The organism is Sphingobacterium humi (genome assembly GCF_009768885.1).
GTDB lineage: Bacteria > Bacteroidota > Bacteroidia > Sphingobacteriales > Sphingobacteriaceae > Sphingobacterium > Sphingobacterium humi.
Window position 1 is genome coordinate 289,191 of record NZ_WSQA01000004.1, and the last position, 13,976, is coordinate 303,166.

11 protein-coding genes are annotated in these 13,976 nt (G+C 44.5%); 6 read left to right on the forward strand and 5 right to left on the reverse strand.

Annotation, left to right across the window (positions count from 1 at the left end):
• Positions 1-47: 47 nt before the first annotated feature.
• Positions 48-2,120, reverse strand: coding sequence for an ATP-dependent zinc metalloprotease FtsH (gene ftsH, locus GQF63_RS07315; RefSeq protein ID WP_160368554.1), 2,073 nt, complete (start codon positions 2,118-2,120; stop codon positions 48-50).
• Between the two features lie 31 nt (positions 2,121-2,151).
• On the reverse strand, positions 2,152-2,526 hold the full coding sequence (rsfS, locus tag GQF63_RS07320) for a ribosome silencing factor (protein WP_160368555.1): 375 nt from the start codon (positions 2,524-2,526) through the stop codon (positions 2,152-2,154).
• 50 nt (positions 2,527-2,576) lie between these two features.
• On the opposite strand from rsfS, the gene GQF63_RS07325 reads away from it, so the two are divergent.
• The 6 genes from GQF63_RS07325 to gloA2 all read left to right on the forward strand — a co-directional run bounded on the left by GQF63_RS07325 (position 2,577) and on the right by gloA2 (position 8,960).
• Positions 2,577-3,356 (forward strand): biotin--[acetyl-CoA-carboxylase] ligase, encoded by a 780-nt coding sequence (locus GQF63_RS07325; RefSeq protein WP_160368556.1) that lies wholly within the window; start codon positions 2,577-2,579, stop codon positions 3,354-3,356.
• Between the two features lie 91 nt (positions 3,357-3,447).
• The gene (locus GQF63_RS07330) at positions 3,448-3,900 is read left to right on the forward strand and encodes a protein-disulfide reductase DsbD domain-containing protein (protein ID WP_212592491.1); all 453 of its coding nucleotides are present in this window, start codon (positions 3,448-3,450) and stop codon (positions 3,898-3,900) included.
• Between the two features lie 74 nt (positions 3,901-3,974).
• The gene (locus GQF63_RS07335) at positions 3,975-5,678 is read left to right on the forward strand and encodes a protein-disulfide reductase DsbD family protein (RefSeq protein ID WP_160368557.1); all 1,704 of its coding nucleotides are present in this window, start codon (positions 3,975-3,977) and stop codon (positions 5,676-5,678) included.
• A 36-nt stretch (positions 5,679-5,714) separates the two neighbouring features.
• Positions 5,715-6,689: a 6-phosphofructokinase gene (gene pfkA / locus GQF63_RS07340; RefSeq protein WP_160368558.1), complete on the forward strand. Its 975-nt coding sequence runs from the start codon at positions 5,715-5,717 to the stop codon at positions 6,687-6,689.
• A 577-nt stretch (positions 6,690-7,266) separates the two neighbouring features.
• Positions 7,267-8,571: a UDP-N-acetylmuramoyl-tripeptide--D-alanyl-D-alanine ligase gene (locus GQF63_RS07345; protein WP_160368559.1), complete on the forward strand. Its 1,305-nt coding sequence runs from the start codon at positions 7,267-7,269 to the stop codon at positions 8,569-8,571.
• The gene (gene gloA2, locus GQF63_RS07350) at positions 8,571-8,960 is read left to right on the forward strand and encodes an SMU1112c/YaeR family gloxylase I-like metalloprotein (protein WP_160368560.1); all 390 of its coding nucleotides are present in this window, start codon (positions 8,571-8,573) and stop codon (positions 8,958-8,960) included. Before GQF63_RS07345 ends, gloA2 begins: the two co-directional genes overlap by 1 nt.
• Positions 8,961-8,963: 3 nt before the next feature.
• Here gloA2 and GQF63_RS07355 read toward each other — a convergent pair whose 3' ends face one another.
• Genes GQF63_RS07355 through uvrA form a run of 3 tightly spaced genes read right to left on the reverse strand, consistent with a single transcriptional unit; the run spans position 8,964 to position 13,924 of the window.
• A complete protein-coding gene (locus tag GQF63_RS07355; RefSeq protein WP_160368561.1) occupies positions 8,964-9,410 on the reverse strand; it encodes an RrF2 family transcriptional regulator in 447 nt (148 codons plus the stop codon).
• A gap of 54 nt (positions 9,411-9,464) precedes the next feature.
• Positions 9,465-11,108 (reverse strand): alkaline phosphatase PafA, encoded by a 1,644-nt coding sequence (gene pafA, locus GQF63_RS07360; protein ID WP_160368562.1) that lies wholly within the window; start codon positions 11,106-11,108, stop codon positions 9,465-9,467.
• An 11-nt stretch (positions 11,109-11,119) separates the two neighbouring features.
• Positions 11,120-13,924 carry an excinuclease ABC subunit UvrA gene (gene uvrA / locus GQF63_RS07365; RefSeq protein WP_160368563.1) on the reverse strand — a complete coding sequence of 935 codons (2,805 nt, stop codon included), beginning with the start codon at positions 13,922-13,924 and terminating at the stop codon, positions 11,120-11,122.
• Positions 13,925-13,976 lie beyond the last annotated feature (52 nt).

A 13,976-nucleotide genomic window follows, 5' to 3' on the forward strand; every position in this document is an offset into this window, starting at 1 on the left:
AGATAAAGAACAGACATGGTTTAGGAACCATGTCTGTAAGTTTTATGCTAATTTTCTTGACTAGACTGCGTTTCAGGCTTGCTCTCTTGCAAGTCGCCGTGATCGCCTGACGGTAGGGTCAGGTCGGTTTGAGGAACGCCTCCCCCGTCGGCACCACCATTTACAAACTCGTCGTAGGTAGTCTTATGTTGGAATGGGCGCTTGCCTAAGATCTCTTCCAAGTCTTGTTGGAAAAGGATTTCCTTCTCTAACAGTTTCTCAGCAATCTTAATCAGGCCTTCTTGTTTCTCTAATAGCAACTGTTTGGTTCGCTCATACACGGCAGAAATCAAGATACGCACTTCGTCATCAATCAATTCTGCGGTCTGATCTGAATAAGGTTTTTGGAACTGGCTATCTCCGGCACTATCGCGGAAGGATACATTCCCCACCTTATCATTCATACCATACACGGCCGTCATGGCATAGGCCAATTTGGTAATGCGCTCCAAGTCGTTCTGTGCACCGGTACTGATTCGGCCGAACGTAATATCTTCAGCCACACGTCCACCCATTGTCATACACATACTGTCAATCAATTGCTCCGTTGTGTATAAAAACTGTTCTTTTGGCAGGTATTGGGCATAACCCAAGGCTGCCACACCACGTGGAACGATGGATACTTTCACCAATGGATCGGCATGTTCCAGGAACCAACCCGCAATAGCGTGTCCAGCTTCGTGGTAGGCCACAATTTTCTTCTCCTCCGGTGATATAATTTTATTCTTTTTCTCCAGACCACCGATCACGCGGTCAATGGCATCTTGGAAGTCTTGCATATCGATAGCACGTTTATTCTTACGCGCAGCAATCAGGGCTGCCTCATTACAAACGTTGGCAATTTCAGCACCTGCAAAACCCGGGGTTTGTGCCGATAATTTCTTCGCATCCACTTCCTCCGCTAATTTCAATGGCTTTAAGTGCACATTAAAGATTTGCTCACGACCGATTAAATCAGGTTTATCGATAGAAATCTGACGGTCAAAACGTCCCGGACGCAATAAAGCAGAGTCTAATACATCCAAACGGTTGGTGGCCGCCAAGATAATAACCCCTACGTTCGTGCCGAAACCATCCATCTCCACCAATAACTGGTTCAATGTGTTTTCACGCTCATCGTTACCCCCCATAATGGAGTTCTTCCCACGGGCACGGCCAATGGCATCAATCTCATCGATAAAGATGATACATGGTGCTTTTTCTTTGGCTTGTTTAAACAAATCGCGAACACGAGAGGCACCAACACCCACGAACATCTCCACGAAATCAGAACCCGATAAGGAGAAGAATGGAACCTGAGCTTCGCCGGCAACGGCTTTGGCCAATAAGGTTTTACCGGTTCCCGGAGGACCTACTAATAAGGCTCCTTTCGGAATCTTACCCCCTAAATCGGTATATTTCTTCGGATTTTTCAAGAAATCAACAATCTCCATCACCTCCTGTTTGGCTTCTTCCAAGCCCGCAACATCATTAAAGGTGATATTAATCTGCGATTCTTTGTCGAATAATTGCGCTTTAGATTTTCCAATATTAAAGATGGCACCACCACCTGCACCTGCCCCACCGTTCATACGGCGCATCAACAGAATCCAGATCGCGACAATAATTAATAACGGAAGCATAAACGAAATAAACCAGCCAGCCCAAGGGTTGGTTCTATCCTCATAGGATACTCCCACTTTGGGTTGATTTGCGGCCAAGCTATCTTGAGAAGCCTTTAATTTGCTTTCCAAGATCTCTGCTGAAGGCTCCGTAAACGTGTATTGCGGGCCTACATTTGGCGATAAAGAAAGGGCATTCGGATTCGGCGCCACTTCTTTATACTTCTCATCAGCTAATTTATCTTTCTTAATATATACTTCGACATCTATAAGGTCATTGCTTTTATAAGCGACCAACTTATCCACATCTCCGGGGACAAGCATCTTTGTTTCGAACTCCTTGTAGGTAATCTTCTTGGCCGATTCACTGCTAAACAGATACTGCAGCCCAATGAAGCCTACAATCATTGCAATCCAAAGCCAGATCATGTTAAATTTTGGTGGCATTGGCGTAATTTTTTTACTAGGAACTTTCTTCATTTATACACTTAAACTACGTTTCACTTCTAACCTATGCACTTTGATAGGTACTTACCTGCGCATCTCCCCACAAATCTTCGATTCGGTAATGCTGTCTCTTATCAGTTTTAAAAATATGCACCACCACATCTACGAAATCCAGCAGAACCCATTCTCCATTTCCGTGTCCTTCCTTGTGCCAAGGGTCTTGGCCTAAGGTTTTATACACTTCATCTTCCACATTTTTGGCGATTGCATTTACTTGAACATTGGAGTCGGCATGGCAGATAACAAAATAATCAGATAGGGTTGCATTCACTCCGCGCATATCCAGCCTCACGATTTCATTGCCTTTTTTTTCTTGCATGCCGTGAATGATGACATCGGCTAGCTTCTCAGACAACGAAGTTTTTTTGTTTTTACTCATCAAGATTTATTATACTTTTGACTGATAGATTTTTTAAATTATATTATCCTTTGCAAAATAACACATTTTCGGGAGATTCACTACCCCTAAGATTAATTGTTTTAGACGAGGTAGATTCCACAAACGATTATTTAAAGACTAAACTGTCAAATTTCAAGCCATTTCCTGAGTACACTGCCATTATGGCAAAAAACCAGACGAAAGGAAGGGGCCAAAGGCAGAATGAATGGCTTGCGCAGCCCCATGTCAACATCACCATGAGTATGCTATTGCTCCCTGATTACCTGCGCATAAGCGAGCACTTCCAGTTAAACATGGCCATCAGCCTGGCCTTGGTTCAGTGGCTGGACAGCATAGGCGTTGAAGCCGAAATAAAATGGCCCAACGACCTGCTGATTCAGGGGAAAAAGGTATGCGGCATCTTGATTGAAAACAGCGTGAAAGGCGCGGCGATCCGACAATCCATTGTGGGCATTGGCATCAATGCCAACCAGACCGAGTTCCCAGACAGTATTGCCCAAAAGGCAAGCTCCATATTCCGCGAAACAGGCTACCTTATTCCGAACATTGCCGAGGCTTGCCAAGCTATACAGCAGCATGTACGTGCTTATCTAGAGCAAGTCCGTACCGGCAGCCTTTCCCCAACGCAATTGCTAGCCGACTATAACCAGCGCTTGTTCCAAAAAAATAAACCCGCCCTTTACAAAAGCGAGGGGAAAATATTTGAAGCAACCCTGAGTCATGTCGAGGCCGATGGACGCCTCTATCTGCTTGAGGGCCAAAAATTAAGCAGTTATTATTTCAAGGAAGTAGAATTTCTTATGCAATAAATTGATTACATAGAATTAAATTAATGATAAAATCATAACTTTGATTTAAACTTTATTGACGCAAACGAGTCAATGAATAAAAGTAATTTACATGAAAAGAATAAATTTATTAATTGCGTTTTTAGTATTTGCCGTTTCAGGCGTTATGGCCCAGGTGCATAACCCGGTGAAATGGACAGTAGGCTTTAAAAAACTAGCCAACAACGAGGCCGTAGTTTTGATTAAAGCAAATGTAGAAGAGGGATGGCACATTTACGGTATGACAGTACCGGCAGGTGGCCCAGAGTCAACTACCTTTACCTTCACTCCTGCTAACGGAGCAAAAGTGTTAGGTAAAACCGTTGCAAAGGAACCAAAATCAAAATACGAAGACGTATTTAAGATGAATGTTCCGTATTACAATGGTGAAGTCGTATTCCAACAAAAAGTTAAATTGGCAAACAACAAACCAACCATCGTAAAAGGCGTAGCTTCTTTCATGGCTTGTGATAAAGAACGTTGTCTTCCACCAGATGAATACGAATTTGCTGTAACCATAAAGTAAAAAATTAAAGATTTACATCATTAAAAGGCAGGTAACCCCTGCCTTTTTGTATTTTTGCAGTTTAATTTACGACTATGAGCAAATTAAAATTACTATACCTAGCCCTATCCTGGCTAGTTGTATCGATTTCATTCCCCCAACTTAGTATTGCCCAAGACAGCCTCATCAATTACGAAGATGTAGACTTTGGCTCAGGGCAAGAAACAACAACGCAAGATTCCTTACTCGTGAATACCGAGGATGTGGTATTTTCTGATGGCCAGGATACCCTGAGCCAAGACAGTACTGCAACTAACAGTGCTGCAGTAACGGCAGCCCCCGAGGAATCACAATCCCTATGGGGAATCTTTATCGCCGGTCTTATCGGTGGTTTTGCAGCCTTCCTGATGCCTTGTATCTTCCCGATGGTGCCACTTACCGTGAGTTTCTTCACCAAGAAATCCGGTAGCCGCAGTAAAGCCGTTTCACAGGCCTTCCTGTATGGCTTGTTTATTATCGTTATTTACGTGGCCCTAGGTATGTTGATAACCATTGCCTTCGGTGCTGAGGCCCTGAACGCCCTATCCACCAACGGAATCTTCAACTTCTTGTTCTTCCTGTTGTTGGTGTTCTTTGCTGCCTCTTTCTTTGGTGCTTTCGAAATTACCCTGCCAAGTTCTTTTGTCAATAAAATCGACGCGAACTCGGATAAGAGCGGCTTGATTGGTCTATTCTTTATGTCGGCCAGCTTAGCGGTTGTTTCTTTCTCTTGTACCGGTCCTATCATCGGAACGCTACTGGTTGAAGCGGCGACCAAAGGCGAACGCTTAGGCCCTGCCGTAGGGATGTTCGGATTCTCCTTAGCCCTAGCTATTCCTTTTGTGTTGTTTGCCATGTTCCCTTCTTTATTGAAGTCGATGCCTAAATCAGGCGGTTGGTTAAACAGTGTGAAAGTGGTATTGGGTTTCTTGGAATTGGCCTTGGCCATGAAATTCCTTTCCAATGTAGATTTAGCCTACAACTGGCAATTGCTAGACCGGGAGATCTTCCTGGCACTATGGATTGTGATCTTCGGATTAATGGGCTTATACCTCTTGGGCAAGATCAAGTTTGCACACGATAGCGACCTGCCTTACTTATCGGTACCTCGTACGGTGATCACCATTATTGTATTCTCTTTTGTGGTATACATGATCCCCGGCATGTGGGGTGCCCCTTTAAAATCTATTGCTGCCTTCTTGCCGCCAATCGGTACACAGGACTTCGACCTTGCCTCCGCAGGCCATGCCGCACCGGCAGCAGGTTCCGCCGATGCCAGCAGCAGAAAGCATTACACGCATTTCCATAGCCGTGCCACCATCAAAGGATTCGATCCTTACTACGATTACGATGAAGCCTTGGCAGCAGCCAAAGCACAGAATAAACCCTTAATGATCGACTTTACAGGCTGGACCTGTGTAAACTGTCGTAAGATGGAAGCCAGCGTATGGTCTGATCCAAAAGTTAGAAACCTCATCAACGAGAACTTTATCTTGGTAGAGCTCTATGTGGATGAGCATGACTTGAAGCTACCGGAAGCGGAGCAATATGTTTCCAAGGAAACCGGGAAGAAGATCAACACGGTAGGTAAGAAAAATACCGACTTCCAGATCACCCGTTTCCAGAGCAACTCACAGCCATTATATGCCTTGGTTGACAATAACGAGCAGCTTTTAGTACCTGCAAGCGGTGCCAACTACGATATCGATAGCTATGCAGCTTACCTGCAAAGTGCCATCGATGCCTATAAAGCAAAATAAAATAGACAAAATCTAAGGAATTGGTATATTTGACGTATGAGCAACATTAAAAACATAGCCGTATTAACTTCTGGAGGGGATGCCCCAGGTATGAATGCAGCCATCCGTGCTGTAATTAGAACAGGAATTTACCATGGTGTCAATATGTTCGGTATCCGCAGAGGGTACGACGGATTGGTGCATGGTGATATCATGGCAATGGATGCAAAATCAGTTGCCAACATTATCCAACGTGGTGGAACAATCTTGAAAACTGCTCGTAGCGATGAATTTCGGACCATAGAAGGTAGAAAACAAGCCTACGAAAACATAAAAAAGCTAAACATCGATGCCCTAGTAGTGATTGGTGGGGATGGAACCTTTACAGGAGCCTCTAAATTTATTGAAGAGTTTAATGTCCCTATTGTCGGCATTCCAGGCACCATCGACAACGATTTAGCCGGTACCGACTTCACCATCGGCTATGACACAGCCATCAACACGGTGGTAGACGCTGTCGATAAAATCCGTGATACCGCGGAATCGCATGACCGTCTGTTTGTTGTGGAAGTGATGGGCCGTGACTCGGGGCTGATTGCCTTACGCTCCGGCATCAGTACAGGTGCAGAAGCCGTACTAATCCCGGAACTGGAAGTAGACTACGACGCCATTATGAAGCGTTTAGACAAAACCCGTAAGAATAAGTCTTCCCGTATTATTATCGTGGCAGAAGGCGATAAAGAAGGTGGTCTAGTCGTGGCAGAGAAGATCAAACAAAACTTCCCAGCTTACGATGTTCGGGTCTCCATTCTCGGCCATATCCAGCGTGGTGGAAAACCAACCTGTATGGATCGGGTATTGGCCAGCCGCCTAGGGGTAGCCTCTGTAGAAGGCCTACTGGAAGGCAAAAAAGGTGAAATGGCAGGCCTACTGTGTGGGAATGTACAATTCACGCCATTCAGCAAAGCCATTAAGCACATTGATAAAGTAAATACCAACTTGACCCGCATTGTAGAGATCCTATCACTCTAAGGCAAGTTTAACCCATAGCAAAGCCAGCTCGAATCGAGCTGGCTTTTTTAATGCACTGCACTGAGGTAGAATAGACTATTTTCAAGGGCTTTGTAATAGCGTAGCTTCCCCTTTGTAAAGCCCTTTGCAAAGGGGATTGATACGGGTGAGAAAGGGGTGAGAAAGGGAGGAGAAAGGGGAGATTATTGATTGACATCTTGCTGTCATCGTATTGTCATCGTGAGCGGAGTCGAACGACTGGTACGTCAATGCAATCCACTTGATTGTCAAATGTTTAAAAAAAAATTACTGGTAATAAGTGTATAAGGTGTTGATTGTAAGTACTTACGTATTTGTGGTACGATTACACTATCAATGAAGCTTTTACACAAGATGTCGTTAATTAGCGCGTTAGGCATGGTTGATTGCACTGACGTACCAGTCGTTCGACTCCGCTCACGATGACAGCGCGTGCCAAAGCGATGAGAGCGCGATGACAACACTTACCATCACCTCTCCATAAATAACACAAAAATTATATCCCCCTAGCTATTGGCATTCCTTTATGGCATGCTTACCTTTGTTAAAAAATTACACCATGCAAACGGCAGCTCTATACCAATATTTTCTAGATTACCCGCATATCTGTACCGATACTCGTCAAATTAGCAAGGACTGTATTTTCTTTGCGCTGAAAGGGGAAACCTTTAACGGCAACCAATTTGCGGCGCAAGCCTTGCAAGCAGGCGCTAAATATGTGGTGATCGACGATCCGGAATATTATGTGGAGGAGCCTAACTATCTCTTGGTGGAAGATGTATTGCGCAGTTTGCAGGAATTGGCGGTTTACCACCGTCAGCAGTTGAATATTCCGTTCATCGGCATTACGGGCACCAATGGTAAAACAACCAGCAAGGAGCTGGTAAATAGCGTGCTTTCGCAGAAATACAAAACCTTTGCCACCAAAGGAAACCTCAATAACCATATCGGGGTGCCCTTAACCATTCTATCGCTACCGCAGGACTTGGATATTGCCATCATCGAAATGGGCGCCAACCATCAAGGAGAGATCGAGTTTCTCTGTGGCATTGCTAAGCCTACGCATGGCTTTATTACCAATGTTGGCAAGGCTCACCTGGAAGGATTTGGCTCTTTCGAAGGAGTAAAGAAAACAAAAGGGGAATTATACGATTTCCTACTGGCGCATCATGGCTTAGCCTTTATCCAAGGCGATAATCCGGAGTTAAAGGCCATGGCCGAAAAGCGGGGCTTGAAACACATTATCTGGTACGGGTTCTCCGAAGACAACAGTGTGCAAGGGGGATTGGTAAAAGCAGATCCTTTGTTGACTATATTCTGGCGTGAGGCCGGAAAGGATGTGCAATATGAAGTTCATACCCAATTAACAGGAGCCTATAATACAGAGAATATGCTGGCTGCAATAGCCTTGGGTTTACACTTCGACCTCAGCCCGGAAGAAATCAATGCCGGCTTGAGTAGCTATGTGCCGCAAAACAACCGTTCGCAGATTATGAAAACGGCGCACAATACGTTAATTGCCGATTATTACAATGCCAACGCCAGCAGTATGGCTGCCGCCTTAGGCAATATGGAAGTGATTCAAGCTGATCGAAAAGCGATCATTTTAGGCGATATGTTTGAAATGGGTGCTGAAAGTGAAGTAGAGCATCAAAAAGTGGTAGAGAAAGCGAAATCGCTGGGTGTAGATCGGTTGATCTTTGTGGGTAAGGCCTTTTATGCCTTGCGTGATGATGCCGCCGAATACTATGAAACCACCGCCGATGCCATGCAGGCGCTAAGCCAAAATCCATTACGTAACTATATGATTTTACTGAAGGCCTCCAGAGGGATGGCTTTTGAAAAACTAATCGATTTATTATAATGTTAGCGCTGGCCGATATCCACCATATTGCGATTATTTGCAGCGATTACCAACGTTCGAAGCAATTTTACACGGAAGTTTTAGGCTTGGAAATCTTGCACGAGCATTATCGGGAAGCCCGGGACTCCTACAAGCTGGACCTTGGCCTGCAGGGTCGCTACCTGATTGAATTATTTTCTTTTCCTGCATCTGCAGAAAGACCGAGCTATCCGGAGGCACGCGGTTTACGCCATTTGGCATTTGCCGTACAAGATATGGAAGGGGAAGTGGAGAAGCTTAAAGCAATGGATATTGCCGTAGAGGCTGTTCGCATAGATGAGATCACTGGAAAAAGATTTACTTTTTTCAGTGATCCCGATGGCTTGCCCATCGAACTATACGAGCTGTAATATTTAGTTGGAATCGACCTCGAGGTTCAACTCCTTTTCTTTATTGATTAAATGCGAGATACTGGTGTCGTTCAAAATCTGTAGCATGGCATTACGCACTTCTACAAAGACATCCCGAATACCACAGGCATGTTCTTCCACACATTCTTCACAAGAACGGTAGAAGTTTAAGCTTACACAAGGCAACAGGGCAATAGGGCCATCAATCAATCGCATCACCTGCGACAGGTAAATATCTTCCGGAGCTTTATTGAGGCTATAACCGCCACCAGCACCCTTCTTAGAATACAAAATCCCGGCATTCCTCATCTCCAACAGAATTTGTTCCAGGAACTTTTTAGGTATGCGCTCTTCCTCGGCAATCTTGCCGATTTGCATAGGTTCCTTTCCGAAGTTCCTGCCCAATACCATTAGGGCCTTAATAGCATATTTTGTTTTCTTAGAAAGCATATTTATATAGGTAAACTATTCCCAGTTCCTCAAATGTAATAAAATTAAAGCACATTACCGCTGGCCTAATACATCCACAATTGGCTGGCCAATGGAGCCATTTGGTTCCATTACATGCAATAAGGAGGAAAGGGTTGGTGCAATATCTGTTACGTGTACCACCTTATTGGTTTTGCCGGGTTTAATACCCCAACCCATAAATACCAAAGGAATATGAGAATCATAAGGGGTCCAGGTTCCGTGGGTCGTCCCGGTGGAACGTGGATTGCCTTCATACCATTGTGGTTCGGTAATAATCTGTATAGCACCACTTCTTTTGCGGTTATAGCCGTTGATAATCTTCTCGCGTAAGACAGCAGGCACCAACATATTTTCTCCACCTTCCACATCCAGCACATAGGCTACCCCATCTTCATGTTTTAACTGTTTGATGATTGATTTTTTAATCTTCTCCTCATCCAATTTATGTTGGTCAATCAGGGTATAATCTAAATGCACTTGGTAGTTCAACATGCTGCGGATCAGTTTATCCACGCCAAATTCTTTTTTGAGTTCCTCGTTCGCATTTCGCATAATTTGTCTGGCGAAGAAATAACCACCATTTCCGCGCATATCCATAAAATAACGCGAGTTATAAGAGGCAGCATGATCGGCCGTTAAGAAAAAGGTATAATTCCCTTTGCCTACGGTTTGATCTAAATATTTAAAGAAAGCGGCTAATTCCTGATCTAAACGAAGATAGATATCTTCAATTTCAATGGAAGACAGGGAATAACGGTGACCCACGTAATCAGTTGCGGATAAGCTAACACATAAAAAGTCGGTTGCTTTCTTTGGGTTGGCACCTAACTTTTCATTCTTGATGGCTTCTTTCGCAAAGTTAAGGGTTAATGTATTGCCGTAAGGGGTGGTTTTAATCAACTCATAGCCTGCATCTTTCATCAACAAAGAGGTTTTACGCGGAAAGGTTGGCGCTTCTTCACCGGCCCATTTACCTTCATACACATTATCATCATCGATACTGTTGTTGGTATAAGTATCGATCGGATATAGCGTATTCCAATCTTGTTTTAAATACTTATCTGCCCATTTTTCCTTGTTAAAATCACTCACCCAGCCTGGTAGGTTTTTCATATAATAGGAGCTGGAAATCCAATCGCCAGATTTGGCTTCAAACCAATAGGCTGCATCAGCAAAGTGTCCGGCAGGCAGAATACCACCGCGGTCTTTGATGGCAATACCGACAACCTTTGAATGAAAGTTGGTTGCTAATTTCAACTGATCGGTTACCGTAGAGGCCAGCAAATTACGAGGGGATTGTTGTCCTTCCTTTTCTGTTGTTCCTACGCCGGTTACCGCATCATCTTCGGTACAATACACAGAGTTTCCTGTTTGCTGATCTATCCAATTATTTCCGGCAATACCGTGGATGGAAGGCACACTACCTGTATATACCGAGCTGTGCCCGATGGCGGTGAAGGTAGGCACATAATCTATCATGGCATTTTCGCAAGAAAAGCCTTCTTTCAGGAGCCTTTTAAAGCCATCATTGCCATAACGATCGGCAAAGCGGTACAGGTAATCCCAACGCATTTGGTCGACCATAAGACCGACGACAAGTTTAGGTCTTTCCACCTGTGCACTTAAAACCGTGCATAGGCTTAAAAACAGTAATGTTGAATATACTTTTTTAAACATGTTAATATAATTTAATTAGAATTTAGGTGTCGTTTTAAATACTGCCCGGTATAGGACTCCTGGCATGTCACCAGGTTTTCCGGGGTTCCCGCAAAGACCACTTGCCCGCCTTGATTTCCGCCTTCCGGACCAATATCAATGACCCAGTCGGCCGATTTGATCATATCTAGGTTATGTTCAATAACCAATACGGAATTTCCTAATTCAATCAAGGCATTAAAGGCTTTCAATAATTTTTCGATATCATGGAAATGAAGGCCTGTTGTCGGCTCATCGAAAATAAATAAGGTTTTCTTTTGGTTGTTTCCTTTGATAAGGAAGGAAGCCAATTTAATTCGCTGCGCTTCCCCACCGGAAAGGGTGCTGGAGGATTGGCCCAATTTCACATAGCCTAAGCCTACTTCTTGTAGGGGCATCAGCTTATTTAAAATCTTCGGTTGATCGGCGAAGAAGATTATCGCCTCATCTACGCTTAAGTCTAGGATATCGGATACGGACTTCTCCTTATAGGTTACATCCAGTACGTGTTGTTTAAATCGTTTCCCTTCGCAGGCTTCACATGGCAAGACGATATCGGCCATAAACTGCATTTCAATCTTCACCACGCCTTCGCCTTGGCACATTTCACAGCGGCCACCTTCCACATTAAAGGAAAAGGCCGAAGGTTTTAAACCGTTGGCTTTTGCTGCCGGCAGGCTGGCATATAAGGCGCGCACTTCATCCCAGGCTTTAACATAGGTCACCGGGTTAGAACGCGTGGAGCGGCCAATCGGGTTTTGATCGACCAATTCAATCTGTTCTACCAAGTCAATAGCCCCTTCGATGCCATCGAATAGACCGGTCTGTTCGCCCGAATAGCTGCCTAAGGCTTTTTGTAAAGAAGGGTAAAGGATGCGTTTGACCAAGGAGGTTTTACCGGATCCGGATACGCCAGATACCACCGTAAAGACATGCAATGGAAAATCAACGGTAATACCTTGCAGGTTGTTCTCCCGGGCACCTTTAATGCGGATGCTATCCGTCCATTTGCGGCGTCTTTTGGGTACGGGTATTTGCAATTCCCCACTCAGGTATTGTCCTGTGAGGCTATTTTTATCTTTAATAATCTGTTTATAGGTTCCTGCGAAAACAAGCTCGCCACCATGAATACCGGCCTCGGGGCCAATATCGATCAAGTAATCTGCGGCTTCCATCATTTCCTGCTCATGCTCGACCACAATAACGGTATTACCAGCATCGCGCAAGGACTTCAACACAGAAATCAGGCGTTGCGTATCCCGCGGGTGCAAACCGATACTCGGTTCATCCAGCACATAAATGGAGCCGACAAGCGAGCTTCCCAAGGAGGTTGCCAAGTTGATGCGTTGAGATTCACCCCCCGACAAACTGTTGCTAAGGCGATTGAGGGTTAAATAGCTTAATCCTACATCGCATAGGAATTGAAGCCTATTTACAATCTCTGCCAATAGACGCTTGGCAATGATGGCTTCATTTTCCGACAGTTCCAGGTTGTTGAAGAGTTCAAAAGCCTTGTCTAGTGGCAATAAAACAATATCGGTAATGGAATAGCCATTGATTTTAACATAGGAGGCGTCTTTGCGCAGTCGCGTTCCTTTACAATCGGGGCAATCTGTTTTTCCGCGGTAGCGGGACAGCATCACCCGGTATTGAATTTTATAAGTTTGTTCTTCGAGTTCCGCGAAGAAGTCATTCAGTCCACGGAAGTATTTGTTTCCTGTCCATAACAATTCTTGTTGCGCCTTGGTCAATTCGCCATAGTCGCGGTGGATGGGGAAATCAAATTTTAATGCCGAGCGTACGAGCTTATCTAACCAGGCGCCCATTTTCTCGCCACGCCAAGGAGCGATGGCACCATCGAATACCGAGCGGCTTTTATCTGGAATTACCAAGTCCGGGTCGATACCGATTACTTTACCATAGCCTTCGCAGCGCTTACAGGCTCCGTAGGGGTTATTAAAACTGAAGAAGTTTGGTGTAGGCTCTTCGAACTCGATGCCATCCAATTCAAACTTATCCGAGAAATGGAAGGATTCCTCCCCTACTTCTACCGTACAAGTACCCTTTCCTTCGAAATAGGCGGTTTGGATGGAATCGGCCAGGCGGTTGATGGTATCATCGGAATGGTCTAAAACAACCCGGTCAATAACAATCAGGATATCGCCTTCTTTAAAGCTGGCGTTGCTGACTTCCTTATCCTCGATGATGGCTTCAATTTTTTTAATGGCGCCCTGGAATTTAATACGCGTAAATCCCTTTTGTAAAAGCAAGGAGAGTTCTTCTTTAAGCTTCCGGTTATTGGTTGGGATTAAATCACTATAAATCGTAATGGTGGTATCATCTTCAAAGGCCAACAATTTATCGACAATGGAAGAAACGGAGTCTTTTTTCACCTCTTTTCCGGAAACCGGAGAAATGGTACGGCCTATACGGGCATACAATAACTTGAGGTAGTCGTATATTTCGGTGGAAGTACCCACGGTAGACCGCGGGTTACTGGAGATTACTTTCTGCTCAATGGCGATAGCTGGAGCAATGCCTTTGATATAGTCTACATCGGGCTTATTCATCCGGCCCATAAACTGGCGGGCATAGGAAGAAAGGCTTTCTACATACCTGCGTTGCCCCTCAGCATATAAAGTGTCGAAGGCTAAGGAAGACTTCCCGGAACCTGACATGCCCGTAATAACAATCAATTGGTTTTTAGGAATATCGACATCGATATTCTTGAGGTTATTTACACGAGCGCCTTTGATTTGAATATGAGACTTGGGTGTATGAGTTGCATGTTCTTGCATAACCATCAAAGTTATGGAAAACTAAACAAAACACCTGCTATTGGTAACAATA

Bases quoted from the DNA above. Each gene is read 5' to 3' on its own strand.
- GQF63_RS07335 (WP_160368557.1), top strand. From the start codon at position 3,975: ATGAGCAAATTAAAATTACTATACCTAGCCCTATCCTGGCTAGTTGTA.
- GQF63_RS07330 (WP_212592491.1), top strand. From the start codon at position 3,448: ATGAAAAGAATAAATTTATTAATTGCGTTTTTAGTATTTGCCGTTTCA.
- GQF63_RS07355 (WP_160368561.1), bottom strand. From the start codon at position 9,410: ATGCTTTCTAAGAAAACAAAATATGCTATTAAGGCCCTAATGGTATTG.
- GQF63_RS07345 (WP_160368559.1), top strand. From the start codon at position 7,267: ATGCAAACGGCAGCTCTATACCAATATTTTCTAGATTACCCGCATATC.
- gloA2 (WP_160368560.1), top strand. From the start codon at position 8,571: ATGTTAGCGCTGGCCGATATCCACCATATTGCGATTATTTGCAGCGAT.
- rsfS (WP_160368555.1), bottom strand. From the start codon at position 2,526: ATGAGTAAAAACAAAAAAACTTCGTTGTCTGAGAAGCTAGCCGATGTC.
- uvrA (WP_160368563.1), bottom strand. From the start codon at position 13,924: ATGCAAGAACATGCAACTCATACACCCAAGTCTCATATTCAAATCAAA.
- pafA (WP_160368562.1), bottom strand. From the start codon at position 11,108: ATGTTTAAAAAAGTATATTCAACATTACTGTTTTTAAGCCTATGCACG.
- pfkA (WP_160368558.1), top strand. From the start codon at position 5,715: ATGAGCAACATTAAAAACATAGCCGTATTAACTTCTGGAGGGGATGCC.
- ftsH (WP_160368554.1), bottom strand. From the start codon at position 2,120: ATGAAGAAAGTTCCTAGTAAAAAAATTACGCCAATGCCACCAAAATTT.